Annotated in this window: 22 protein-coding genes; 7 read left to right on the top strand and 15 right to left on the bottom strand. The window is 64.3% G+C overall.

What is annotated here, in order from left to right; all coding sequences use genetic code 11:
* Nucleotides 1–59 precede the first annotated feature (59 nt).
* Nucleotides 60–533 (top strand): 6,7-dimethyl-8-ribityllumazine synthase, encoded by a 474-nt coding sequence (locus ABFK29_RS11920; protein ID WP_005863075.1) that lies wholly within the window; start codon nucleotides 60–62, stop codon nucleotides 531–533.
* 196 nt (nucleotides 534–729) lie between these two features.
* The gene (locus tag ABFK29_RS11915) at nucleotides 730–1,692 is read left to right on the top strand and encodes a class 1 fructose-bisphosphatase (RefSeq protein ID WP_005863073.1); all 963 of its coding nucleotides are present in this window, start codon (nucleotides 730–732) and stop codon (nucleotides 1,690–1,692) included.
* A 56-nt stretch (nucleotides 1,693–1,748) separates the two neighbouring features.
* On the opposite strand, the gene ABFK29_RS11910 is transcribed toward ABFK29_RS11915, so the two are convergent.
* The 9 genes from ABFK29_RS11910 to ABFK29_RS11870 form a co-directional block, all read right to left on the bottom strand.
* Complete coding sequence (locus tag ABFK29_RS11910; RefSeq protein ID WP_005863071.1) at nucleotides 1,749–2,486, bottom strand: FadR/GntR family transcriptional regulator; 738 nt, start codon at nucleotides 2,484–2,486, stop codon at nucleotides 1,749–1,751.
* A complete protein-coding gene (gene yjfF / locus ABFK29_RS11905; protein WP_005863069.1) occupies nucleotides 2,483–3,490 on the bottom strand; it encodes a galactofuranose ABC transporter, permease protein YjfF in 1,008 nt (335 codons plus the stop codon). Before yjfF ends, ABFK29_RS11910 begins: the two co-directional genes overlap by 4 nt.
* Nucleotides 3,487–4,527, bottom strand: a complete 1,041-nt coding sequence (locus ABFK29_RS11900; RefSeq protein ID WP_005863067.1) for an ABC transporter permease — start codon at nucleotides 4,525–4,527, stop codon at nucleotides 3,487–3,489. Before ABFK29_RS11900 ends, yjfF begins: the two co-directional genes overlap by 4 nt.
* Nucleotides 4,527–6,047, bottom strand: a complete 1,521-nt coding sequence (locus ABFK29_RS11895; RefSeq protein ID WP_005863065.1) for a sugar ABC transporter ATP-binding protein — start codon at nucleotides 6,045–6,047, stop codon at nucleotides 4,527–4,529. The genes ABFK29_RS11900 and ABFK29_RS11895 overlap by 1 nt, the downstream gene beginning before the upstream one ends.
* 102 nt (nucleotides 6,048–6,149) lie before the next feature.
* Nucleotides 6,150–7,103: a galactofuranose ABC transporter, galactofuranose-binding protein YtfQ gene (ytfQ, locus tag ABFK29_RS11890; protein WP_005863063.1), complete on the bottom strand. Its 954-nt coding sequence runs from the start codon at nucleotides 7,101–7,103 to the stop codon at nucleotides 6,150–6,152.
* Nucleotides 7,104–7,511: 408 nt separating this feature from the next.
* Complete coding sequence (locus tag ABFK29_RS11885) at nucleotides 7,512–8,486, bottom strand: sugar-binding transcriptional regulator (RefSeq protein WP_005863061.1); 975 nt, start codon at nucleotides 8,484–8,486, stop codon at nucleotides 7,512–7,514.
* 43 nt (nucleotides 8,487–8,529) lie between these two features.
* The gene (locus tag ABFK29_RS11880) at nucleotides 8,530–9,987 is read right to left on the bottom strand and encodes an FGGY family carbohydrate kinase (protein WP_005863059.1); all 1,458 of its coding nucleotides are present in this window, start codon (nucleotides 9,985–9,987) and stop codon (nucleotides 8,530–8,532) included.
* 4 nt (nucleotides 9,988–9,991) lie between these two features.
* Nucleotides 9,992–10,951, bottom strand: a complete 960-nt coding sequence (locus ABFK29_RS11875) for a transketolase family protein (protein WP_005863057.1) — start codon at nucleotides 10,949–10,951, stop codon at nucleotides 9,992–9,994.
* Entirely contained in the window at nucleotides 10,948–11,769 is an 822-nt protein-coding gene (locus tag ABFK29_RS11870) for a transketolase (protein ID WP_005863055.1), read from the bottom strand. Before ABFK29_RS11870 ends, ABFK29_RS11875 begins: the two co-directional genes overlap by 4 nt.
* Nucleotides 11,770–11,999: 230 nt before the next feature.
* On the opposite strand from ABFK29_RS11870, the gene ABFK29_RS11865 reads away from it, so the two are divergent.
* The 5 genes from ABFK29_RS11865 (at nucleotide 12,000) to ABFK29_RS11845 (ending at nucleotide 17,197) form a co-directional block, all read left to right on the top strand.
* Complete coding sequence (locus tag ABFK29_RS11865; RefSeq protein WP_050772485.1) at nucleotides 12,000–12,974, top strand: ABC transporter permease subunit; 975 nt, start codon at nucleotides 12,000–12,002, stop codon at nucleotides 12,972–12,974.
* Nucleotides 12,975–13,082: 108 nt separating this feature from the next.
* Entirely contained in the window at nucleotides 13,083–14,012 is a 930-nt protein-coding gene (locus tag ABFK29_RS11860; protein WP_005863051.1) for a substrate-binding domain-containing protein, read from the top strand.
* 82 nt (nucleotides 14,013–14,094) lie between these two features.
* Complete coding sequence (locus ABFK29_RS11855; protein ID WP_005863049.1) at nucleotides 14,095–15,585, top strand: sugar ABC transporter ATP-binding protein; 1,491 nt, start codon at nucleotides 14,095–14,097, stop codon at nucleotides 15,583–15,585.
* A gap of 23 nt (nucleotides 15,586–15,608) precedes the next feature.
* Nucleotides 15,609–16,376: an SDR family NAD(P)-dependent oxidoreductase gene (locus tag ABFK29_RS11850; RefSeq protein ID WP_040605108.1), complete on the top strand. Its 768-nt coding sequence runs from the start codon at nucleotides 15,609–15,611 to the stop codon at nucleotides 16,374–16,376.
* A gap of 29 nt (nucleotides 16,377–16,405) precedes the next feature.
* The gene (locus ABFK29_RS11845) at nucleotides 16,406–17,197 is read left to right on the top strand and encodes an SDR family oxidoreductase (RefSeq protein WP_005863045.1); all 792 of its coding nucleotides are present in this window, start codon (nucleotides 16,406–16,408) and stop codon (nucleotides 17,195–17,197) included.
* A gap of 168 nt (nucleotides 17,198–17,365) precedes the next feature.
* Here the strand turns inward: ABFK29_RS11845 and ABFK29_RS11840 are convergent, their stop codons facing one another.
* The 6 genes from ABFK29_RS11840 to ABFK29_RS11815 all read right to left on the bottom strand — a co-directional run bounded on the left by ABFK29_RS11840 (nucleotide 17,366) and on the right by ABFK29_RS11815 (nucleotide 23,424).
* Nucleotides 17,366–18,028 (bottom strand): nucleoside/nucleotide kinase family protein, encoded by a 663-nt coding sequence (locus ABFK29_RS11840; RefSeq protein WP_005863043.1) that lies wholly within the window; start codon nucleotides 18,026–18,028, stop codon nucleotides 17,366–17,368.
* Nucleotides 18,028–18,876 (bottom strand): sugar phosphate isomerase/epimerase family protein, encoded by an 849-nt coding sequence (locus ABFK29_RS11835; protein ID WP_005863042.1) that lies wholly within the window; start codon nucleotides 18,874–18,876, stop codon nucleotides 18,028–18,030. The genes ABFK29_RS11840 and ABFK29_RS11835 overlap by 1 nt, the downstream gene beginning before the upstream one ends.
* Nucleotides 18,877–19,893, bottom strand: coding sequence for an ABC transporter permease (locus ABFK29_RS11830; protein WP_005863040.1), 1,017 nt, complete (start codon nucleotides 19,891–19,893; stop codon nucleotides 18,877–18,879). It lies immediately after the preceding gene.
* The gene (locus ABFK29_RS11825; protein ID WP_005863038.1) at nucleotides 19,890–20,876 is read right to left on the bottom strand and encodes an ABC transporter permease; all 987 of its coding nucleotides are present in this window, start codon (nucleotides 20,874–20,876) and stop codon (nucleotides 19,890–19,892) included. Before ABFK29_RS11825 ends, ABFK29_RS11830 begins: the two co-directional genes overlap by 4 nt.
* Nucleotides 20,869–22,374, bottom strand: coding sequence for a sugar ABC transporter ATP-binding protein (locus ABFK29_RS11820; RefSeq protein WP_005863036.1), 1,506 nt, complete (start codon nucleotides 22,372–22,374; stop codon nucleotides 20,869–20,871). Before ABFK29_RS11820 ends, ABFK29_RS11825 begins: the two co-directional genes overlap by 8 nt.
* A 66-nt stretch (nucleotides 22,375–22,440) precedes the next feature.
* Nucleotides 22,441–23,424 carry a substrate-binding domain-containing protein gene (locus ABFK29_RS11815; protein WP_005863035.1) on the bottom strand — a complete coding sequence of 328 codons (984 nt, stop codon included), beginning with the start codon at nucleotides 23,422–23,424 and terminating at the stop codon, nucleotides 22,441–22,443.
* Nucleotides 23,425–23,523 lie beyond the last annotated feature (99 nt).

Here is a 23,523-nt window from a genome sequence, read left to right as displayed (position 1 = left end):
GCACGGTTCCGTGCGGCCGTAAGCCTTGGGACCTTTTGTATCAAACGGAGGGTTCCGACATGACCGATTTCACAGACAAACGCATCGCCTTCATCCGCGCGCGCTGGCACGCCGACATCGTCGACCGGGCGCACGAGGGTTTCCTGGCCGAGGCGAAGACGCAATTGCCCGGCGCGCAGGTGGACGCCTACGATGTGCCCGGCGCTTTCGAGATGCCGCTGCTGGCCAAGCGGCTGGCCCATACCCGGCGCTACGACGCGGTGGTCGCCGCGGCCTTCGTCGTCGATGGCGGCATCTACCGGCACGACTTCGTCGCGGACGCTGTGGTCAAGGGGCTGATGGACGCGCAGATGCAGACCGACGTGCCGGTGTTCAGCGTATCGTTGACACCCCACAACTATCAGGAAACAGAACTGCTGACTGCGTTCTACCGTGAGCATTTCGTCACCAAGGGCGCGGAAGCGGCGCGCGCCGTCCGAGGCGTGTTCGACATCGCCCTGCCCCGTCCCGAGCTGGCTGTGGTGAACGGCTGAACCAAGGTCGTCCCCGGCGTCTCGTCGGGGACATCTCGCCGACTTCTTCGGCGGTGGCGCCATTTCGATGACGCGGCTGGCTGGCATCGCGACCGACGTCGACTCGATCCCAGAAAAATCCCCCGCTACGCGGCGCGCGTGATATGCGGCGGTTTGACGGGTAACCCCTGCCCGTTTCGACAAGAACGGAGCGCCCATGCTGACCCTGCCCCACGACACGCTTTCGAAGGCGCCGATCCTGCCTGCCTGCCTGCCGGGGGACGGCGTCGGGCGCATCGTCAACGCGCTTGCCCACGCCCTGCCCGCCATCGCCGCGCGCCTTGCGGCGGGCCGGCTTCCGGGCGACCCTGCGGCGCTTGTCGGCACCAATGACAGTGGCGATGCGCAGAAGGCTCTCGATGTCGGCGCCCACGACCACATCCTTGCGGAGCTGCGCGGGTGCGACGTCCGCCACATGCTATCGGAAGAGGCGGAGGCGGTCGAAACGCTCGATCCCGAGGGCTGCTACGACATCGCCATCGACCCCATCGACGGATCCGGGTCCATCGGGATCGGCGCGCCTCTGGGGATGTTGTTCGTCATCTACCCCACCGGCCCCAAGACCTTCGCGCGTCCCGGTTCCGAGGCGGTCGCGTCCGGGTACGCGTCCTTCGGGCACTCGCTCGACTTTGGATACACGCTCGGAAAAGGGATACAGGTTTTCACATATGACGGGCAGGACTTCCGGGAAGCGGCGCGCGATCTGATGCTCAGGCCCACGGCGTCGACCATCGCTTACAACGCCTCGAACGAGCGGCACTGGCCGGACAGTCTGCAGGCCTGGGCGCGAGATCTGCGGCTTGGCAAGGACGGCCCGCGCGGACGGGATTTCAACATGCGCTGGCTGGCAGCCGCAGTCGGCGACCTGCACCGCATCGTCCTGAAGGGCGGCGCGTTCCTGTATCCGGCAGACCGGCGCAAGGGATACGAGAATGGCCGCTTGCGCCTTGCCTACGAAGCGGTGCCCATCGCCTTTCTCATGGAGGCCGCAGGTGGCAAGGCGACTGACGGCACGCGCCGCATTCTGGACCTGGTCCCCTCCCACCCGCATAAGAATGTGCCGCTCGTTTTCGGAGCGGCGGAAGAGGTGGACATCATCGCGCGCTACCTGAACGGTTGACGCCACCGACCGTCCCAGGCCGATGGCCCGCACAGAGCAAGTGCACCGCACGCCATTTACCCACCCGCAACGCGCGCGTCGGGAATGGCATTCCAGTAGCCATCGTGGATCACCCGGCCCATGGCCTCCCGCGCAGCCTCCGGCGTCCCGGAGGCGATGGCCGCCGCGATGGCCCGGTGACGCTCGGCCACGCCTTCCCGCCGGTCGGCATAGTCCCGGTTCGATTCGGACATGAACAGCGAATAGAGCGCCGTCTGCACCAGATCCCCCAGCGACTGCAGGAAACGGTTGCCCGACATCTTCAGGACCTGCTTGTGAAAGGCATAGTCCGCCAGCGCGAAATCCGCGCGGCTGGTGGCTGCCGCGATCTGGTCGCATAGGCGGTAAAGCTCTTCGCATCCAAGCTGGTTCACCCGTCCCGCAGCCTGCGCCGCCGCGGCCGGTTCAAAGATCATGCGGATCTCGAAAAGCTCTTCGTAGAACCGGGTCGGGTTCTTGACCGCCGCATGCCAGCGCATCACGTCCTGGTCGAACATGTTCCATTCGTCGGCGGGCCGCACATGCGTGCCGACCTTGGCCTTGGACTGGATCAGGCCTTTGGCGATCAGGGTCTTCTTGGCCTCGCGCACGACGGTCCGCGAGACGCCGAACATCTCGCACAGGTCGGGGTCGAGCGGGATCATGGTGTCCGCCGGGTATTCCCCGGCAACGATGGCCCGCCCCAACTGTTCCACCACGAAGGCCGTGTGGTTCGACGCGCGCTCCGCCCCGCCGCCGGCCTGCATCAGGGTCATGAGAGAGCGGCGGAGCCAGTCGCTGTTCGTCGTCTTGCCCGGGTCGCCTTTGCCTGCGTTGCCCACGTCAGTCCTTTCTGCAGGAGGATGAATGCGAACAGCAGCCCTCCGATCACGATCTTGGTCCACCAGCTCGACAGGGTGCCGTCGAACACGATGTAGGTCTGGATCAGACCCATGATGAGGATGCCGAAGAACGTGCCCCCGACAAAGCCGTATCCTCCGGTCAGCAAGGTGCCCCCGATCACCACCGCCGCGATGGCGTCGAGCTCGACGCCGACCGTCGCCAGAGAATACCCCGCAGAGGTATAGAGCGAGAACACAATACCAGACAGCCCCGCGAGGCAACCGGATGTCGCATAGATGCCCACTGTGGTCATCGCCTGCGGAACCCCCATCAGCCGCGCCGCCTGCTCTCCGCCGCCAAGGGCATAGACATTCTGTCCGAACCGGGTGCGGTGAGCCACGACAATGCCGACGATGAATGTCAACACCATGATGCCGCCAATCAGCCGGAACCGCCCGCCTCCCGGCGCCTTCCAGTAAAGGCCCTGCAGCGTGTCGTAGAACTCATGCGTGATCGGCACGCTTTCCGTCGACAGCACGTAGGCTGCGCCACGGGCAAGAAACATACCCGCCAGCGTGACGATGAACGGCGGCATCTCCAGGTAGTGGATCGTGGCCCCCATCGCCGCGCCGAACCCGGTGGTGATACACAGCACGAGTACGAAGGCCAGAAGCGGGTGCATCGACGTTTCGCGCAGCACCACGGCGAGGAAGACGCCGGTGAAGGCGATCACCGATCCGATCGACAGGTCGATCCCGCCGGACAGGATGACGAAGGTCATGCCCACCGCCGCGATCCCGAGGAAGGCGTTGTCGGTCAGCAGGTTGGACATCACCCGCGTCGAGAGCATCGCCGGATAGGCTGCGGCGCACAGGGCGTAGGCCAGGACCAAGGTCGCCAGTGTCACCAGTAGGGGCAGATGTGTCGAGCGGATCATCGTGCCGCCTCCTTTTTAGGTAAGGGCGGCCGGTCGGGCTGAGGTTGCGGCCCGGACGCGCGCAGGATGTAGATCAGGTTCCCGATCCGTGGCGACTGGATCACCAGGATACAGAGGATCAGCACAGCCTTGATGACCAGGTTGAACTCCGGCGGCATACCCGACAGCAGGATGACGGAGTTGACCGACTGGATGATCAGCGCACCGATCAGCGAGGCGAGGATAGAGAACCGCCCGCCCAGAAGGGAATTGCCGCCGATAACCACGGCCAGGATCGCGTCGAGTTCCAGCCAGAGCCCCGCGTTATTGGCGTCGGCCCCCTTGATGTCGGCGGCGACGATGACACCGGCCAGCGCGGCACACAGACCCGAAACGGTGTAGACGCAGATCAGCAGGACGCGGCTGTTGATCCCGGCCAGCCGCGAGGATCGTTCATTGATCCCGATGGCCTCGATCAGCATCCCCAGCGCCGTCTTGCGCACGGCCCAGGCCACCAGCAGGCCCAGCGTCACCCAGATCAGGATCGGCGTGGGGATTCCGGCCACCACGCCTGCGCCGAGGTGGATCAGCCCCGGGTCGGAGAACGTCAGGATCTTGCCCTCCGTCACAAGCTGCGCGATGCCACGCCCGGCCACCATCAGGACCAGCGTCGCGACGATGGGCTGAATGCGCAGGACCGCAACGAGGAACCCGTTCCACAGCCCGCAGACACCACCCGCCGCAAGCGCGGCCAAAAGGGCCGTGACCCAGCCGTGCCCGTCGACGACAACCGACGCCGCGACAGCACCCGCGATGGCCATGACCGCGCCCACCGACAGGTCGATGCCCCGCGTCGCGATGACCAGCGTCATCCCGATGCACAGCAAGGCCACCGGCGCGCCGCGGTTCAGCACGTCCACGACGTTGCCGAACAACCGTCCATTGCGGAAGTCGATGTGGAAGAACTCCGGGAACACCAGTACGTTCAGCGCAAGCGCCGCAGCGAGGATCAGCAACTGAGGCATCACCCGTTTCAGTGTCGAAGGTTTCGGTCCCATCACGCTGCCTCTCCTTCATCCGCAATGGCCCGAACGATGTTTTCGGGCGTGATCGCGTCTCCCGTCAGCTCCGACACCTGTTGCCGGTCGCGCAGGACGACCACGCGGGTGCTGTAGGCCACCAGCTCCTCCATCTCCGACGAGGCGACCAGAAGGGCCATCCCGTCCGCACGCAATTGTTCGATCAGGGCGATGATCTCGGCATGGGCCCCCACGTCGATGCCCCGGGTCGGTTCGTCGAGGATCAGGAAATCCGGGTTGGTCGCCAGCCAGCGTGCCAGGAGCGCCTTCTGCTGGTTGCCCCCCGACAACAGCCGGATCGGCATGTCGAGAGAGGCCAGCCGGATGTCCAGCGCGCGCACATAGCTTTCGGCGATCTCGTTGACCTTGGCGCGCGGAATGGGCCGCATCCAGCCTTGCCGCGCCTGCAGGGCCAGGATGATGTTGTCGCGCACCGAAAGGTCGCCGACGATGCCATCCACCTTTCGATCTTCCGGGCACAGGGCAAAGCGATGCGCGATGGCGTCTCGCGGACGGGACACGGAGATTTCCTTTTCCCGCAACAAGATGCGCCCCTGATCGGCTTGCACTGCGCCGAAAATGAGATTGCAGGTCTCCGTCCGGCCCGAACCAAGTAGCCCGGCAAGCCCGACCACTTCGCCTTCGCGAATGTTCAGCGAGAACGGCTCGATCATGCCGCGCTTCGCCAGCCCCTCGATGGCGACCAGTCCCTTGCCTGCCGGACCGACCTCGTGGCGCTGGACCCGGGCCTCCAGCTGGCGGCCCAGCATCATCGTGATGACGTCCCGCTGGGACACTTCGGACATATTGACCGTGCCCACGACCCGGCCATTCCTCAGCACGGTCGCACGGTCCGATATATCGAAGACCTGGTCGAGGAAGTGCGTGATGAAGACAACCGCCAGCCCGCGCGCGGTGAGTTGCCGGATCACGCCGAACAGCAGTTGCACCTCGTCCCGGTCTAGGCTGGCCGTCGGCTCGTCGAGGATCAGAACCTTGCCCGACATCTCGACTGCGCGGGCAATGGCTATGACCTGCTGGATGGCGACCGAATAAGCAGTCAGCGGCTCGCCCGGATCGACGTCCAGTCCGTAGCCCGCCAGAACATCCCGCGCCTCGCGGTTCATCCGCCTCCGCGCAACGAACCCCGCGCGCATCGGCTGTCGGCCAAGGAACAGGTTCTCTGCAACGGTCAGGTTCGGCAGCAGATTGACCTCCTGGTAGACCGTGCCAATCCCCAGCTTCTGGCTGTCGGCGGTGGATTGCGGCTCAACCTCCTGCCCGTCCAGTTCGATCAAGCCTGCGTCACGGCGGTAGGCACCGGTCAGACACTTGATCAGCGTCGACTTTCCCGCGCCGTTCTCGCCCAGAAGCGCATGCACCTCGCCGGGCCGAAGCGCGAGGTCCACATCGTCCAGCGCGATGGTGCCGGGGAAGAATTTCGATACCCCGCGCGCCCGCAGCACCGGGCGGTCATCGGGTGTCAGCGTGTCTTTCATTGGAAAACCTTACCGGCGGCGCCGGGATATGCCTAAGGAAATGCCGCCGGACCCTGAAACGGCCCGGCGGACAAGGGAGAGCATCGCGGCTCTCTGCAGCACTCAGTAGCCCAGGTCTTTCTTCATATCGTAGATCGCCTGGTTATCGTCTTCACTGGTGAACAGCTTGGATTCGGTCTGAATCCACTTCTCGGGCTCGGTGCCGCTGGCGAGGTAGGCCTCCAGTGCATCGAGCGCGGGCCCGGCCATGTTCGGCGTCAATTCGATGGTGGCGTTCATCTCGCCCTCGGCAATCGCCTTGTGCGCGTCCGGCACGGCGTCGATGGCGACGATCTTGATGTCCTCGCCCGGTTTCAGGCCCGCTTCCTTGATTGCCTGGATCGCGCCGACCGCCATGTCATCGTTATGGGCATACAGCGCGCAGATGTTCTCGCCACCTTCCGCTTTCAGGAAGCTCTCCATGACGACTTTGCCCTGCGCACGGGTGAAATCACCCGTCTGGCTGCGCACGATCTGAAGGTTGTCGTGTCCGGCGATGCCTTCTTCGAAGCCCTTCTTGCGATCGATTGCCGGCGACGACCCCGTGGTGCCCTGCAGCTCGACGATGCGGCAATCCTGATCGCCCATCTCGCTCACCAGCCATTCACCGGCCACCCGGCCCTCGTGCACGAGATCGGAGGTCACAGCGGTCAGGTAAAGCGACTTGTCCGCATCGACGGTGCGGTCGAGCAGCACGACCGGGATGTCGGCGTCCTTGGCCTCTTCCAGAACCTCGTCCCAACCGGTTGCGACCACGGGTGCCACGAGGATCGCGTCGACGCCCTGTGCGATGAAGCTCCGGATCGCCTTGATCTGGTTCTCCTGCTTCTGCTGCGCATCCGCGAACTTGAGGTCGATCCCGCGCTTTTCGGCTTCTTGCTTGGTCACGGTTGTCTCTGCCGCGCGCCAACCGGATTCCGATCCGATCTGGCTGAACCCGATGGTGAGATCGGCGGCCATTGCGGCGATCGGGGCAATAGCGAGCGTGGACGCCAGTAGCGTTGTCTTGAATGTCATGATGTCCTCCCTGTCGGAGCCTTCTGACGCTCCGCGATTCAATTAAGTATTATTTTATCACTTTTGTAAACCGGCGAGTTTCGCAGATGCCGGAGATCAATTTTTGTAAATAGTATCAGTATACTCCGTGATGTTTCTCATCTCGAAACGCGCCAGTCGCGGTCAAAAACCGAGCTCCGGGATCTGGACATGTCGCAGCTCCCTTGTTTGCCAAGGGCTGGCCTTGCACCCTCCCGCATGTTTATCGGACAGGTCGAAAACGCGGGAAGACCGTCGGGAACGATTGAACAAATCGGTCGCCACCGCACGTGAACGACGCTTCTCGCTAATTTGGAGACGCAGGTCTGCGGATGCATTGGAATCGGTGCGCTTTAAGCTGCCACAGAGACGCGCATCGCCGGTAAAGGCCTAGGCTGGCTCCGATACCTCGTCCAGAGACAGCAGCCGTGACGCCGTGAACCGGTCCGTCACCAGAAGATCCAGAACCCCCGCCCGCAACGCACCGCGAATGGCCTCGGTCTTGGATTGACCGCCGGCAAGGCCGATCACACGCTCGACCTTGGACAGCTCATCCAGCGACATGCCGATCACACGCTCGTCCAATGGCGTGCGGACCGGCTGTCCATCCTTGTCGAAGAAGCGCAGGGACATGTCGCCGACGCCTCCTGCCTCCGTCACCTCGGCCAGTTCGCGGGACGAGAACACGTTGCCTGACCGCGCGAGCATGGACGACGGTTCGACGGCACCGATGCCGACAATGGCAAGGGTGATCTTGCTGAACAGGTTCATGGTCTCTCGGACATAAGGGTCACCCAGCAGCACCAGTTTCGCCTCGCGCGACTGTGCGACCCCGGGGGCGGACAACAGACGGGCCTCGGCGCCGGTCAGCCGCGCCAGCCGCGTCGTCAGTTGATTGGCATGGGTCTGCACTGCCGGGTCACCCATCCCGCCAAGCGTCTGCACGACGGCACGTGCCTTGCCGGACTTCATCGGATGGATGTTGTCGACCATGCGCAGGATGGTTTCCGACCAGCTCGACACGCCGATGATCTCGCCGGGCTGCAACGTCGCTTCGAGGAAATGCGCCGCCGCTTCGCCGATGCGCGCCATGATCGCGCCATCGCGATCCTCCGAGCATTCGACTACGATGGCCTCTGACAGGCCAAACTGTTCGCGCAGGCCGGCTTCGAGGTCGGCATAGACCCCGGACGGCGCGACGACCGTGGTGCGCACGATGTCCTCTTCCTGGGCCTTCTTCAGCATCCGCGAGACCGTTGCCTGCGAAATCCGCAGGTGTCGGGCTATATCCGCCTGCCGCTGGCGTTCGACGTAGTACATCTGAGCCACGCGCGCGATCATGCGCAGCTCGTTCAGGCGGGACATGTCCGGACCCTCCAGGCCATTCCTCGGAGTGAATTTTTATTCACTACACGGCGCAGACTGTGCGGGCAATTGCCTTGTGCCAGGCCGCCTTGCGCGCCTCGCGTGTCCCGGGCGGCATCTGCGGCGCAATATCGGCGTCGCGGTCGGCCAGTTGCGTCAGCGCGGCGAGGTCGGGCCAGATGCCTGTGGCAAGCCCGGCCAGATGCGCCGCGCCGAGGGCCGAGGCCTCCGTGCTGCGGGCGGGCGTGACGGCGTGGTTCAGGATGTCCGCCACCAGCCCCATGAGAAACCGGTTGCGACTGGGGCCGCCATCGACAGAAACACGGCCGATCCCGCCCGCCGCGTCGGCCATGATCGCGAAGACGTCGCCGACCTGGAAAGGGATACTTTCAACCGCCGCCCGGGCGATCTGCGCAGGACCCACCCCGAAGGTCAGACCGGAAATCAGACCCCGCGCCTCCGTGTTCCAATGAGGAGCGCCGAGGCCGACGTGCGCGGGCACCAACGTGACGCCCATGCTGTCGTCCGTCGACTGCGCCAGTTCCATGAGCGCATCCACATCCGGCAGGCCCAGCATCGTTGCCGTCCACGGCAGGATAGAGGCGGACACCAGGATGTTGCCCTCGAAGGCGAAGGTGCTTTGGCCATTCATCGACCAGGCGATGGTCGTCGTGATGCCCTTGGGCGGCACGATGAACTCGGGGATCGTGGTCATGACGGACGACCCGGTGCCGAAGGTGATCTTGCCGTCGCCGGGATGGAACGCGCCGTGACCGAAGAGGGCCGCGTGCGAATCCCCGATGGCCGAGGCGATGGGGATGCCATCCGGCAAGACGCCCGCGCCTTTCGTCCGGCCGAAGACATGCGCGCTGTCGTGCACGTCCGGCAGCAGTGCCTTGTCGACACCGAAGAGCGCACAGAGGTCGTCGTCCCACACGCCGCCCGCAAGGTTGAAAAGCTGGGTGCGGGCGGCGTTCGACCGATCCGTGGCGTGGACAGCGCCGCCCGACAGGTTCCAGATCAGCCAGCTGTCCACGGTGCCGATACAGATGTCGCCCGCCGTGGCGTGATGCTGCAGCAACCAGGCGGCCTTTGTCGGTGGAAACATCGGATCGATGGGCAGGCCGGTTCGGGCGATGACCCCTGGTTCATGCCCCGCCGCCTTGAGCGCCTCGCAGGCGTCGGACGTGCGGTGGCACTGCCACGTCACCACCGGCCCTAGCGGCGCACCCGTCGCACGGTCCCACATCAGGATCGATTCGCGCTGGTTCGAGATGCCGATGGCCACGACCTCGACATCCTGTGTCTGCGCGAGGCAGGCGGCGATTGCCTCCTGCGTCGCCGTCCAGATGGCGGACGCATCCTGCTGCACCCACCCCGGTTGTGGGTATTGCGTCGGAACAGGGCACGAGCCGCTGGCCACGATTTTCCCGGAAAGGGAGACCAACACAGCCTTCGAATTCGTGGTGCCTTCGTCGATTGCCAGGACGGCCCGTTCCATGCCCTTACCCCTTCCGCTTCAGCAGGGTCACTGCGCTGTCGACGATGGCCGAGGGCGCCATACCGAAATCGTCGAGCAGCTGTTCCGCCGAACCGGTGTGCGCGAAGACACCCGGCACACCCAGCCGAGCCATCGGCACGGGCGACTTGTCCACCACGACTTCGGCCACGGCAGAGCCCAGCCCGCCGAACGTGGTGTGTTCTTCCAGCGTCATGATCGCACCGGTCTCATTGGCCGCGGCGACGATGGCGTCTTCGTCGATGGGGCGCACGGTGGCCATGTTCAACACACGCGCCTTGATGCCCTTGTCCGCGAGCATGGCGGCGGCAGTCATGGCGCGATGCGTGAGGGTGCCGTTGGCGATGATTGTCAGATCGGACCCGTCCTGCAGCAGGTTGGCCTTGCCCAGTTCGAAGACATGGCCTTCGGGCAGCAAGTCCGGCACACCGACTCGGGAAAGGCGCAGGAAGCAGCCACCTTCATAGTCAGCAGCCCAGCGGATCACGGCGTCCGTCTCGATCCGGTCTGCCGGCGCGATGACCGGGACGTTGGGCAAGGCACGGACCCAGGCAAAATCCTCGATGGAATGGTGGGTCGGCCCCAGATCGCCGTAGGCCATGCCCGACGATATCCCGACCAGTTTCACGTTGGTCTGGCTATAGGCGACGTCTGCCTTGATCTGCTCCAACGCGCGGCCCGTCAGGAAGGGCGAAGCAGCACAGACAAACGGGATCTTGCCGCCGTTTGCCAGCCCCGCGCCCACGCCGACCATGTTCTGCTCGGCGATGCCCACGTTGATCAGGCGTTCGGGATACTTCTCCTTGAAGCCGCCCAACTTGGAAGAGCCAACGGAGTCGTTGCAGACGGCGACGATGTCGGTGTTGGCTCCGGCGAGATCTTCGAGTGCGGCAACGAAAGCGTTGCGGCAGTCGTGCAGCTTTGCGTCCTTGAACGGCATGTTCATTGGATGGCCTCCTGAAGTTCTGCCATGGCCTGCTTGTACTGTTCCTCGTTCGGCACCTTGTGGTGCCACGCGACGTCATCGGACATGAAGCTGACGCCCTGCCCCTTGTTGGTGTGCGCCACGATACACTTGGGCTTGCCAGCGGTGACCGTGTCGGCCGAGAGCGCCCTAGTGATCTGCTCCATATCGTGACCGTCGATTTCCTCGACTGCCCAGCCGAAAGCCTCGACCTTGGGCGCGATGGGCGCGAGGTTGTTCGTATCCGCGAGCCGCGCGCCCTGCTGGAGCCGGTTGTGGTCGACGATAAGCGTCAGATTGTCGAGCTTGAACTGTGCGGCGGCCATGATCGCCTCCCAGTTCGAACCTTCCTGCATCTCGCCGTCGCCCGTGATGACGAAGGTGCGCCAGGACGCTCCGTCGAGCTTTGCGGCCTTGGCCATGCCGACACCCACAGGCAGGCCGTGGCCAAGCGGACCTGTGTTGGTCTCGACCCCCGGCACTTTTACCCGGTTCGGGTGACCGTTGAGGCGCGAGTTGTGCTTCAGGAAGGTCTCGATCTCCTCTTCGGCGATGAAACCCTTCTTCGACAGCGTGATGTAGAGCGCCAGAGCCGTGTGGCCCTTGCTCAGCACGAGGCGGTCGCGATTCGGGGCAAACGGGTTCGCCGGGTCGACGTTCATCGTATCGAAGTAGAGCGCGGTCAGCAGGTCGGTGACGGACAACTCGCCACCGATGTGACCGGCCCCTGCCTCGTACACGGCGCGGACATCGCGCTGGCGGATCTGGTTCGCCATGCGGCGTAGATCTTGCGGTTCCATGTTACCTCTGCATAATTATTCGCAGCCATATAAACATGCGGTCAAAGTTTATGTCAAGCGGATGTGCGTTGATCTGGAGGCAACTAATGCAGCTAAGGTGTATAGCGCTAGACGCAAATCCGATCCTTGACAGCCCCGAACAGGTCAATTAGGCATTTTGCATCAAACGTGAATATTTATGCATTAGAGCGTGAAATATGAACGTTAGGAATGACCGGGAGGAGGATCGGATGACCATGACCCATTCCACAACAGCGGAGAGGCCCCGTCTTGCCGACCTGTTCTCGCTCAGCGGCGCGACCGGCCCGCTGATCGGCCTGGTGCTGCTTTGCATCTTCCTGTCATTCGCGACAGACTCCTTTTTCACGATGCGTAACCTGCTGAACGTGCTCGACCAGATCACGGTGCTGGGAATCATGGCAGTGGGCATGACGCTGGTCATTTTGATCGGCGGTATCGACCTTGCGGTGGGATCGGTTCTGGCGCTGGCCATGATGGTGATGGGGTACGTCGCCAACGTCGCGGGCTTCCCCCTCGGGCTGGCGATCATTGTGGCCCTTGCCTGTGCCGCCGCCAGCGGCGCGGTGTCGGGTCTGCTCATCACACTCTTCAACGTCCCTGCCTTCATCTCGACATTGGCGATGATGTCCATCGCACGCGGACTGGCCAACATGATCACCGACGGTCAGCAGATCGTGGGCTTTCCGGCGTGGTTCTCGATGCTGGCCTTCATCCGCCACTGGGGCTTCCTGACCACCACCGTCGCCGTGATGCTGATCGTCTTCGCGCTGGGGTGGTTCTTCCTGCGCTACACCTCGGCGGGCCGCAGCCTTTATGCCATCGGCGGCAACCCCGAAGTCGCACGCCTTGCCGGGATCAACGTCAGCCTGATGACCGTCGGCGTCTACGTCGTCTCCAGCCTGCTGGCCGGTCTCGGCGGCGTGGTGCTGGCGATGCGGCTGGACTCCGTGCAACCGACCGCCGGTTTCACCTATGAGCTCGACACCATCGCGGCGGTCGTCATCGGCGGCACCAGCCTCAGCGGCGGACAGGGCGGAATCGTCGGCACCATCATCGGCGTGCTCATCATCGGCGTGTTGCGCAACGGTCTGAACCTGCTGGGCGTCTCGCCCTTCACCCAAGCGGTCGTCATCGGTGTCGTCATCGCGTTGGCCGTGGCCGCCGAGGCCTTCAAGAAACGCTGACTTTCCGGCGGTTCGCCCGGCGGCGGACCGCCTCAAACCTGTCCGGGGCGACCCGGACACCCAAGGGGCCAATGCATGGACCCCAGCCCAACCGGAGGAGAAAGACATATGAAACTCAAGGCAACCCTGCTGGCAGCCACCGCGCTCGCCGTGACCGCGCTGTCCGGCGCACAGGCCGAAGAGGTCAAGCGCCTCGGTCTTGCTGTCACCAACCTGCAGGCCGACTACTTCAACCAAATCAAGATCGGCGTCGAGGAATATGCCAAGGAACTTGGTATCGAGGTCATCACCGTGGACGCCAAGAACGATGGCGCAACTCAGGTGAGCCAGGTGCAGGACCTGCTGACGCAGGACATCGACGCGCTGATCTACCTGCCCGCAGGTGCCGCCGCCGCGACCGTTCCGGCGCGTCTGGCGAAGGCGCAGGGCATCCCCGTCGTCAACGTCGACCGCAACGCCGAAGGCGAGCCGGGCGACACCTTCATCGCCACGGACAATGCCGCCTCCGCCTACGAGGTCTGCAACCACATCATCGGTCTCGCCGGTGGCGAGGGCAAGATGATCATGATCCACGGCCAGAAGGGCACCACCCCCGAAGTGGAGCGCACCAAGGGCTGCATGAAGGCCATCGACGAGAACCCCGGCGTCGAGCTGGTGGCCCAGCAGTGGTCGAACCAGTGGTCGCAGGCCGAAGGTCTCGACATCTCGCAGAACCTGCTGCAGGCGAACCCCGACGTGAACCTGATCTTCGGTCAGGCCGACGGTCTGGCAATGGGCGCCATGCAGGGTGTGAAGGTCTCGGGCGTCGAGCAGCGCGTCTACATCGGCGGTTTTGACGGCGACACCACCGCCCTGCCCGTTCTGGCCGAAGGCGGCTACGACGCCACCGCCACCCAGCAGGTGCGCGGGATCGGTCGACTGGCCGTGGACAGCGCAATCAAGCTGGCGGCGGGCGAAGAGCTTCCCGCCGAGCAGCTGCTGCCGGGCTTCCTGACGACCCCGGAGAACGCTCAGCAGTACGTTGAAGAGCATCCCTGATCCCTGAGGGGATCAGAGCAGGCCGACACCGATCCTCCCCGGTGTCGGCCACCCCTGACCGGACGTACCGAAAGGCCCCGCCATGACCAATGCCGCCGCTCCCATCCTGTCCTTGCGCAACATCCGCAAGTCCTACGGCCCCATCGAGGTGCTGCACGGGATCGACCTGGACGTCCGCCCGGGCGAGGTGGTGGCGCTTCTGGGCGAAAACGGCGCGGGCAAGTCGACCATATCGAAGATCATATCGGGCACCACGCCGCAGTCCTCGGGTGAAATGACGTGGCAGGGCAAGCCTTACGCGCCCTCCTCGCCGCGCGAAGCGATCGACGCCGGTGTCGGCATGATCCACCAGGAGCTGATGCTTCTGCCGCATCTGACCATTGCCGAGAACGTCTTTGTCGGTCGTTATCCGCGCCGCGCAGGCCTTGTCGACCGGCAAGCGATGAACGATCAGGCGCGCAGCGGACTTGAACGTCTGGGGCTCAACATCTCGCCCGCGCGCAGGGTCGACGGTCTGTCCACCGCCAACCAGCAGCTCGTCGAGATCGCAAAGGCCCTGACGCTGAATGCGCGCCTGTTGATACTGGACGAACCGACCGCCGCACTTGGCGGCGAGGAGACCCAGAAGCTCTTCGAACAGATCGCGCGCCTGAAGGCGGACGGCGTCGGTATCATCTACATTTCCCACCGTCTCGAAGAGATCCGCAAGGTGGCCGACCGCATCGTCGTCATGCGCGACGGCTCCAAGGTCGAGGAGTTCGACAGCGCCGACATTCCCGTGCGCCAGATCGTCGAGGCCATGGTGGGTCGCCAGCTCGAACGCATGTTCCCTGCCCTGCCCACCCCCTCGGATGAACCGGTGCTGGAAGTGCGCAATCTCACCTCTGCGCGCGGCGATTTCGAGGACATCAACTTCACCGTCCGCCGGGGCGAGATCCTCGGCATCGCGGGGTTGGTCGGCGCAGGCCGGACGGAACTGGTGCGCGCTATCGCGGGGGCCGATCCCATCGCCAGCGGAACGGTTCTGCTGAAGGGCCGCGACATAACTCCGAAGTCCCCGCGTGACGCCATCCGCAACGGGATCGTGCTGGTCCCGGAGGACCGCAAGTTGCAGGGCCTCGTGCTTGACCACACCATCGCCGAGAACATCGGCTATGCGAACCTGACAAAGGTTTCGACCGGTGGGATCGTCACCACCGGCAAGGTCAATGCCTTCGCTGACAACAATATCCACCGCTTCGGCGTAAAGGGGCGCGGTCCACAGAAGGCCAACGAATTGTCGGGCGGCAACCAGCAGAAGGTCGTCATCGCCAAATGGCTGGCGCGCGAACCAAGCGTCGTCGTCCTGGACGAACCGACCCGTGGCATCGACGTCGGCGCCCGGTCGTCGATCTACGACATCATCGTCGGGCTGGCGCAGGAAGGCGTGGCCGTGATCGTGGTCAGCTCGGACCTCGAAGAGGTGCTCGGCGTGTCAAACCGCATCATGGTCATGGCTGCCGGTCGGCAGTCGGGCATCCTGGATCACGCCGACGCGAATGATGTGTCGGTCATGGAACTGGCGACCGCCTGAGGCGCGCCACAATGGGGAACGCAATGCAACGCTTTGAAAACAAAACGGTCGTAGTAACCGGCGGCAACAAGGGCATCGGCCTTGCCATCGCGCAACGGTTTTCGGACGAGGGCGCGAACGTCGTGCTGGCTTCGGTCGAAGAGCAGGTGATGGAGGCGGCCAAGTCCCTGCCCCGGGCCATCGGCGTGGTCTGCGACGTGACCGACAAGGCGGCGGTGGTCGCGCTCTACGACAAGGCCCAGGCGGCGTTCGGCGCGGTCGACATCTCCGTCCAGAACGCCGGGATCATCACCATCGCCAAGGTCGAGGACCTAACCGAAAGCGAATGGGACGCCACCATGGCTGTGAACACAAAGGGCGCCTTCCTTTGCTGCCAGGAGGCCATCCGCCGGATGCGTAGGAACGGCGGCGGTCGGCTGATCAACCTCGCCTCAGGTCAGGCGCGCGACGGCTTCATCTACACACCGCATTACGCCGCTTCGAAGTTCGGCGTCATGGGTATGACGCAGAGCCTTGCCAAGGAAGTCGCGCTGGACAACATCACCGTCAACGCGATCTGCCCTGGGATCATCAAGACCGATATGTGGGACTACAACGACCGCGTGTGGGGCAAGATGCTGGGCGACTATGGCCCGGGCGAGCTCATGACCTCGTGGGTCGAGGGCGTCCCGATGAAGCGCGCGGGCGAAGGCAAGGATGTCGCCGGGCTGATCGCCTTTCTCGCCAGCGCCGACGCGGATTACATCACGGGCCAGACCATCAACGTCGATGGCGGCCTGATCATGTCCTGATCGCAGGGCATCAAGGAAGGAGAGCCTATATGGCCGAGATCACCCTCAACGCGCCGCAGATGTTCGATCTGTCCGGGCGCACGGCATTCGTCACCGGTGCGGGCAGCGGCATTGGCCAGCGCATCGCCATGGGCCTTGCCCAATGCGGCGCGGACGTGGCGTTGGTGGACCGGCGCACCGACGACGGGCTGGCGCAGACCGCGGACTTCATCGCAAAGGCGGGGCGTAAATCGTTGCAGATCGCCGCGGACGTGACTTCCGCCGACGCCATGGCCGATGCGGTGGCCAGGACCGAAGCCGACCTGGGCCCCCTGACGCTCTGTCTGAACGCGGCAGGCATCGCCAACGCCAACAAGATCGAGGAGATGGAGGAAGACCAGTACCAGACCCTCATGGACATCAACATGAAGGGCATCTGGCTGACTTGCCGCGCGCAGGGCCGCGCGATGATCGCCCACGGCAAGGGCGGCTCCATCGTCAATATCGCCTCCATGTCCGGTGTGATCGTGAACCGTGGACTGAACCAGGCGCACTACAACGCGTCGAAGGCCGGTGTGATCCACATGTCCAAGAGCATCGCCATGGAGTGGGTCGGTCACGGCATCCGGGTCAATACGATCTCTCCGGGCTACACGGCAACGCCGATGAACACCCGCCCCGAGATGGTGCACCAGACCCGCGAATTCGAGAGCCAGACACCGATGCAGCGCATGGCATCGGTCGACGAGATGGTCGGCCCGGCGGTCTTCCTGCTGTCGGACGCATCCACCTTCGTCACCGGCGTGGACCTGCTCGTGGACGGCGGTTTCTGCTGCTGGTGATGGTTCTCTTGGCCGGTGAGCGTACGACCAAGGCGCCCTCCGGCCAATGCTTCGCGGGCGTGTCGACCGTTTAGACGACGGAGCATGGCCTGTTCGCGGGCGCATACCCCTTTGACCGCGCGCGTGTACCGTCGGACGACATACACATCCGCATGAATGCTCAGGGCGTCAGGATGGCCTCGGTTCCTGCTCGGCGCGCCCTTGAAGCAGAACGAGGTCCGCTTCGCGGCTCTCCGACCTGACTGTCCGCCCGTTCGGCAGATCGTTGTCCTCCAGCTTCGCGCGGATCTCGTCCTCCGTCAGCTTGTAGTGCACCCAGCGGCGCCGCAACCGGCGGGCCAGTTCCTGTTCGGGCACGTCGATCATCACTTCCAGATCGAAGCGCCCCGCCAGCCGATCCCAAGGCGCGCGGTTCAACAGCAGGTAGTTGCCCTCGCAGAGGATCAGCCGCGCGTCCATCCCAATGAGCCGCGCCGACCCGCGCGAGATTTCGAGCTCACGGTCGAATACCGGCACCGCCACCGTGTCGTCCGCGGGTTTCAGGCGGTCCAGAACCGACGCAAGCCCGCCCACGTCGAAGGTGTCCGGCGCGCCTTTCCAAGGGCGACGGTTCATCGCGTGGAGTACCGCGTCGTCGTAATGGAACCCGTCCATCGGCAGGATCGCCGCGACACCGGGATGCGTAGCCTCCAGCGCATCGAAGAGCCGTTCGACCGTTGTGCTCTTGCCCGACCCGGGCGCGCCCGCGATTGCCACGAACCGCCGACCGGGGCGGTCGAGCAGCGCAAGGGCCTCCGTCCGGAGGCCCTCCATATCGACGGTGCGCCCCATCAGATCAGCCGGTATTGCTTGGCCTTGTTGCGAAGGAAAGGCAGGCCCTTCGACATCACCTCGTCGTGGTCCTTTGCCACGGGCCGCCAGACGGCCAGGCCAAAGCCCACCTCGGGCGGCATGTTGATGAAGCTCTCCATTGCGAGTCCCCCCTTGAAGTCAATGGCCTTCAAGGTTGCAAAGATCTCGTCCCAGTCGCAAGTGCCTTCGCCCGGCGTACCGCGGTCGCTTTCGCTCAGGTGGATATACTTCAGGTAGTCGCGCGCATCGAGGATACCGTTGCCAGCGCCCTTCTCCTCGATGTTCATGTGGTAGGTGTCGAGGTGAATGAAGATATTGTCCGACCCCACGCGCTCGATCATGTCGCGCGCCTGCCAGCCCGTGTTGATCAGGTGGTTCTCGTAGCGGTTGACCGGTTCGATTCCGAACAGCAGACCGACCTGTTTCGCATATCTGGACGCGGCATCGAGCACCGTGGCGATGTTGTCGTATTCGCCCTGCGTCGGCCATGTGCCGGTGCGCTGGCCGATGCCGCCGAAGGTCACACCAGACAGCGCCTCGGCGCCACAGGCCTTCGTCTTGTCGATCGACAACTTCAGGTAGTCAATGGCCCCCTCGGGGTTCACGGAGGCCCAGTACTGCTCGGGCAGACCAAGCGAGCAGATCGCCCGCAGGCCGTTCTTCTCGATCAGGTCGGCGGTGTGGGCCGTGTCCACCTCCGACGGGCGCAGCATCGGGATCTCGATGAAATCGACACCGTATTCCTTGGCCCCGGCAACGGCGCGCTCGGCGCCCTCCCGGTCCCAGTTCATCGTCCACATGCTTGTGTGTACGCCAAAGCCTTCCATTTACGTGTCCTTTCGGGAAAATCGGAATGTCCGTTTCAGCCGGTCGGATCGCATCACCATGACGGCGATCAAGAACAGGCCCCAAACGGCGGTTGCAAGATGCTGGTTGGCACCGATCAGGTTCAGCCCGGAGGACAGCACCTGGAGGATGACCAGCGAAAGGATGACGGGGGCCACGCGGCCATGCCCGCCGAACGGATCGATGCCGCCAAGGAAACAGGCCAGCACCGTGATCAGCAGCATCGCCTCTCCGTGGCCCACGCGAACGGAGTTGAAGCGCGCCGCCATGAGGATCCCCGCGATGGCGCAGAGGATGCCCGAGAGCGTGTAGATCAGCACCAGAGTACGGCGCGCATTCAACCCTGCGTATTCAGCCGCGCGCATGTTCGACCCGGTCATATACACCGAGAACCCATGCGGCGTGCGACGCAGCAGGATGTGCCAGGCCAACGCAGTCACCGCGAAAAGGATCAGGGGCACCGGTATGCCCGCCAGGCTGCCGTGCCCGAGAACGTTCATGTAGCCCGGGAAGCCCGAGATGTCGCCGCCGCGTGTCAGGAACTCTCCCAGGCCGCGCAGGAAGATCATCATCGCGAGCGAGACCAGGATCGGGTGTGCCCCGATGTAGGCGATCACCGCACCCATCGTGGCCCCCGCGATGGCGCCGACGATCAGCGCCAATGCACAGCCGAGGATGAAAGCGGGGATCCCCGCTTCCGGACCGCCGAACTGCATCAGTGTCCAGGCTAGCGTCAGCCCGCTGATATTTGCGGTATAGACGATGGCCAGATTCAATCCGCCGGACACGATGGGGGCCAGCATGGCCAGCGTCAGCAGGCCCAGAAGCGGCATCTGGAACCCCATCGAGCCGAGGTTTGCCCCAGTCAGGAACCTATCCGAGGTCAGCGAAAAGGCCACCACCAGCACGGCAAGCATCGCCAGAAGCCCAAGGTTTTCCTTTCCGATCAGAGCCTTGCGGGGCTCCTTCGGGACAGCGGTCGAGGTACGGGCCATCATGCGCGGGCCTCCCTTTGACCAAGGCGCAGGATGCGGCTCAGGTCGATGTTCGATGTCGAGATCGCGATCAGGATCGCCGCACCGATGATCATCTGGAACGCGAAGGGCGAGACACCCAGCAGGTTCAGCCCGTTCTGGGTGACAGCCACGAACATCACGCCGAGGATACAGCCGAGGATCGTGCCCTTGCCGCCCCCCAGTCGCGCGCCGCCCAGCACCACCGCCGCCAGCACGTCCAGTTCACGTCCGTAAAGCGCGTTCGGCACGACCTCCTTCACGATGTTGACCTGACACAGGCCCGCGATCCCGGCCATCAGCCCCATCCAGCCAAAGGCGATACCCTGCATGACAGCGATGTTGACGCCGGCGCGGCGCGCGCCCTCCGGGTTGTCGCCGAAGGCGAACAACTGCCGCCCGATGTTGGTCCGGCGCAAAAGGATCCACGTGGCCACGACGCAGCCGATCATGATGCCGACGGGCAACGTCAGCTCCGACCAGATCCCGTCCGCGCCCTCATGCTCGAAGATGAAGATGCGTGCCGTCCACCAGTCCGGAAGGTTGTAAATGTTGCGCCCGCCGGTGAAGAACATCAACAGGCCGAAGAAGGCGTTGAAGGTGGCGATGGTCACGACAATGGAGATGATCCGGAAACCGTGGATCAGCCATGCATTGAGCAGCCCCAGCAGGATGCCGATCGACCCACAGAACAGGAAACCCAGCACCCAGTTGCCACCCCCCATGGAGATCAGCAACTTGGCCGCGATGTACTGGACGACCGAAGACGCGACGGCGAAAGAGATGTCGATGCCCCCCGCGACCAGCACGACAAGCAGTCCCACGGCCCAGATCAGGTTGACCGCGCTGTTGTTCAGCAGCGATGTCAGGTTTGGCAGCGTGGCGAATTGCGGCGCGGCAATGGACAGGCCCGCGCAGATCAGCGCAAGCACCACCGCAAGGCGGAGTTCGACCGTGTGGTTATGCATAGATACGCTCCTCCAGTTCGGGGACGGTGATGCGGCGCGGGTCGACCTCCGAAACGATACGCCCATCCGCCATGTGCAGGATGCGGTCCGCGTTCTGCATGACTTCCGTCACCTCGTCCGAGATCAGCAGGATCGCCAGTCCTTCGTCGGCCAGAGCCCGCACGATGCGGAAAATCCCCGCCCGTGCGCCCACGTCAACGCCCACCGTGGGGCTGTCGAGGATCAGGAGGCGCGGCTCTGTCGCAAGCCATTTCGCCAACACAACCTTCTGCTGGTTGCCACCCGACAACGTGGAGATGGCATCTTCGGGAGCACCGATCTTTACGCCCAGCTCCTTGATCCAGTGACGCACCAGTTCGGCCTTGCGCCTGTCCGAGATCAGCCCCGTCGCCGTGGTCAGCCGCTTCAGCACGGAAATCACGGTGTTGTCGGCGATGCTCTGCTTTTGCAGCAGGCCCAGCGACAGGCGGTCCTCAGAGACATAGGCCATGCCGCGGGCGATGGCCTCGCGGATGGAGCGGGGATTGTATGGGCGGCCCTCCAGCATCATCTCGCCAGCGTCGGCTCCGGTCATGCCCATCATGACATGCGCCAACTCCGTCCGCCCCGCGCCGATCAGCCCTGTCAGGCCCAGCACCTCACCCGCGCGCACCTTGAGCGACACGTCCCGGAAGTCGCCCCGCCGCGTCAGCCCCTCGCAGGCAAAGACCTCTGCCGCGTCCGGCGATACGTCGCGGGCCGAGACCGTATCGTCGATCAGATGGCCGGTCATCAGCTCACCCAACCGCGCCTGCGTCATGCCCTCCGTCGGGTACACACCGACGAGATTGCCGTCGCGCACGACGGTCACCCGCTCTGCGATCTCCAGCACCTCCGCCAGCCGGTGCGAGACGAAGACAACCGCCACGCCATCCGCCGACAACTTGCGAACGATATCGAGCAGGCGGTCGGTTTCGGCTTGCGTCAGAGAGGCCGTCGGCTCGTCCATGAAGATCAGTCGCGCGTCGTTCATCAGGGCGCGGGCGATGGCCACCACCTGCCGCTGCGCGATGGGCAGCGCCCCCAGAGGGGACCGCAGATCCAGCGTCACGCCCAGACGGTCCAGCACGGCACCCGCGCGCGCCGCCATGTCGCGGTATTTCACCGGGCGGGGTGTCAGGCCCACCAAGTCGTCGAAAGCGATGTTCTCGGCCACGCTCATGTAGGGAAACAGCGCGAGGTCCTGCCAGATCACCGATACGCCGCGCGCCCGCGCCTGCACCGGGTTTATCTTCGACACCCGTTCACCGAACAGCTCGATCAGGTCGGCGCTCTCGGGTGTATGCACACCGGTCACCACCTTGATCAGCGTGGACTTGCCGCAACCGTTCTCTCCGGCGAGGCAATGCACCTCTCCGGCGCGCACTTCGAAATCGACGGCCTTGAGCGCCTGCACCCCGCCGAAGGCCTTTGAGACCCGGTGAAGGCGCAGGGCGAACCGATCTGCCTCGGCAGTCATTGCTCACCTCTTGTCAGGAATGCGCGGGCGGGGACACGCTGGCCACCCGCCCGCAGGGAGGAGCCCTTACAGACCCTTGTCCGCCAAGTCGTCAACGGTATCCGCGTTGATCTCCAACAGGTTGTCGGTGATGATGTCCTTGTTCTCGACATCCGGATGCACAACCCCGAGGCCGGGAATATCCATGCCGTCCGTGATCTCTTCACCCTTGGCCAGCATGACGCCCAGCGTGACGAAGACCTCGCCCGCCTGCGCGGGGTTCCACATGTAACCTCCTGCCAGGACGCCCGAGTGGATCATCTTGCGCCCCTGACCGGGGGAGAACGGCCCCATGACCTGGATCTCGCCGATCTTGCGACGCTCTTCCACGGCACGGCCTGCGCCGATCGGCCCCTGCGATCCGAAGGCGAGGAAGCCTTTCAGATCCGGGTTCGCCGCAATCAGGTCGAGCGCGGTCGAGCGCGAGTCGTCCACGTTCTCGGCCACGCCGTAACGCTCGCCGACGATCTCGATATCGGGGCGGTTCTCCTTCATCCAGGCGATTGCAGCATCGGCCCATGCGTTGTGCAGCGGCACAGTGAGGGAGCCGACGTAAACCGCGTACTTGCCGCCCTCGGGGGTCATGTCAGAAAGCAGCTTGGCGTGAGCTTCGCCGAAGCCCTCGGCGGAGGCGAGCTCAAAGTTCCAATCGACGTTTTCGAGCCCCGGTCCCTCGTGGCTGATGACAACGATGCCGGCGTCGCGCGCCTTCTTCAGCACCGGCTCAAGCGCGGCCTCGTCGTTCGGAACCACGCCGATGACGTCGACGCCCTTGGCGATCAGATCTTCGATGGCCTGCACCTGCAGCGCGGGGTCGGCGGAAACCGGGCCGATCATCTCGGCGGTGACGCCCAGTTCCTCGGCGCGGCGCTTGATGCCATCTTCCATCGCGTTGAACCACGGAATGCCGCCGATCTTCACGACGACGCCCATGGTGGTCTCTGCGGCCGCGCCGGTAGCAAGGCCAACCGTCAGCGCCAGCGCGCTGACAAGTCCTGTCAGTTTCTTCATGTCATCCTCCCGAATGGCGCTTCGCGCGCCAGCTCCTCAAAATTGCGCAATCGTTTGTGCAACATGTCCGAAAAAATCCACGACCTCTTTCGTCAGGGT

Origin of the sequence: Sagittula stellata E-37 (assembly GCF_039724765.1) — a bacterium.
Classification (GTDB): domain Bacteria; phylum Pseudomonadota; class Alphaproteobacteria; order Rhodobacterales; family Rhodobacteraceae; genus Sagittula; species Sagittula stellata.
Note: the sequence above shows the minus strand (reverse complement) of the source record. Positions and strands in the feature narration are given on the sequence as shown.

What these genes read in the sequence shown, in the direction of transcription:
- ABFK29_RS11865 (WP_050772485.1), top strand. Translation starts at nt 12,000, where the DNA reads ATGACCATGACCCATTCCACAACAGCGGAGAGGCCCCGTCTTGCCGAC.
- ABFK29_RS11875 (WP_005863057.1), bottom strand. Translation starts at nt 10,951, where the DNA reads ATGAACATGCCGTTCAAGGACGCAAAGCTGCACGACTGCCGCAACGCT.
- ABFK29_RS11815 (WP_005863035.1), bottom strand. Translation starts at nt 23,424, where the DNA reads ATGAAGAAACTGACAGGACTTGTCAGCGCGCTGGCGCTGACGGTTGGC.
- ABFK29_RS11830 (WP_005863040.1), bottom strand. Translation starts at nt 19,893, where the DNA reads ATGATGGCCCGTACCTCGACCGCTGTCCCGAAGGAGCCCCGCAAGGCT.
- ABFK29_RS11920 (WP_005863075.1), top strand. Translation starts at nt 60, where the DNA reads ATGACCGATTTCACAGACAAACGCATCGCCTTCATCCGCGCGCGCTGG.
- ABFK29_RS11910 (WP_005863071.1), bottom strand. Translation starts at nt 2,486, where the DNA reads ATGACCCTGATGCAGGCCGGCGGCGGGGCGGAGCGCGCGTCGAACCAC.
- ABFK29_RS11895 (WP_005863065.1), bottom strand. Translation starts at nt 6,047, where the DNA reads ATGAAAGACACGCTGACACCCGATGACCGCCCGGTGCTGCGGGCGCGC.
- ABFK29_RS11835 (WP_005863042.1), bottom strand. Translation starts at nt 18,876, where the DNA reads ATGGAAGGCTTTGGCGTACACACAAGCATGTGGACGATGAACTGGGAC.
- ABFK29_RS11820 (WP_005863036.1), bottom strand. Translation starts at nt 22,374, where the DNA reads ATGACTGCCGAGGCAGATCGGTTCGCCCTGCGCCTTCACCGGGTCTCA.
- ABFK29_RS11870 (WP_005863055.1), bottom strand. Translation starts at nt 11,769, where the DNA reads ATGGAACCGCAAGATCTACGCCGCATGGCGAACCAGATCCGCCAGCGC.
- ABFK29_RS11915 (WP_005863073.1), top strand. Translation starts at nt 730, where the DNA reads ATGCTGACCCTGCCCCACGACACGCTTTCGAAGGCGCCGATCCTGCCT.
- ABFK29_RS11840 (WP_005863043.1), bottom strand. Translation starts at nt 18,028, where the DNA reads ATGGGGCGCACCGTCGATATGGAGGGCCTCCGGACGGAGGCCCTTGCG.
- yjfF (WP_005863069.1), bottom strand. Translation starts at nt 3,490, where the DNA reads ATGATCCGCTCGACACATCTGCCCCTACTGGTGACACTGGCGACCTTG.
- ABFK29_RS11885 (WP_005863061.1), bottom strand. Translation starts at nt 8,486, where the DNA reads ATGTCCCGCCTGAACGAGCTGCGCATGATCGCGCGCGTGGCTCAGATG.
- ABFK29_RS11850 (WP_040605108.1), top strand. Translation starts at nt 15,609, where the DNA reads ATGCAACGCTTTGAAAACAAAACGGTCGTAGTAACCGGCGGCAACAAG.
- ytfQ (WP_005863063.1), bottom strand. Translation starts at nt 7,103, where the DNA reads ATGACATTCAAGACAACGCTACTGGCGTCCACGCTCGCTATTGCCCCG.
- ABFK29_RS11855 (WP_005863049.1), top strand. Translation starts at nt 14,095, where the DNA reads ATGACCAATGCCGCCGCTCCCATCCTGTCCTTGCGCAACATCCGCAAG.
- ABFK29_RS11845 (WP_005863045.1), top strand. Translation starts at nt 16,406, where the DNA reads ATGGCCGAGATCACCCTCAACGCGCCGCAGATGTTCGATCTGTCCGGG.
- ABFK29_RS11860 (WP_005863051.1), top strand. Translation starts at nt 13,083, where the DNA reads ATGAAACTCAAGGCAACCCTGCTGGCAGCCACCGCGCTCGCCGTGACC.
- ABFK29_RS11825 (WP_005863038.1), bottom strand. Translation starts at nt 20,876, where the DNA reads ATGCATAACCACACGGTCGAACTCCGCCTTGCGGTGGTGCTTGCGCTG.
- ABFK29_RS11880 (WP_005863059.1), bottom strand. Translation starts at nt 9,987, where the DNA reads ATGGAACGGGCCGTCCTGGCAATCGACGAAGGCACCACGAATTCGAAG.
- ABFK29_RS11900 (WP_005863067.1), bottom strand. Translation starts at nt 4,527, where the DNA reads ATGGGACCGAAACCTTCGACACTGAAACGGGTGATGCCTCAGTTGCTG.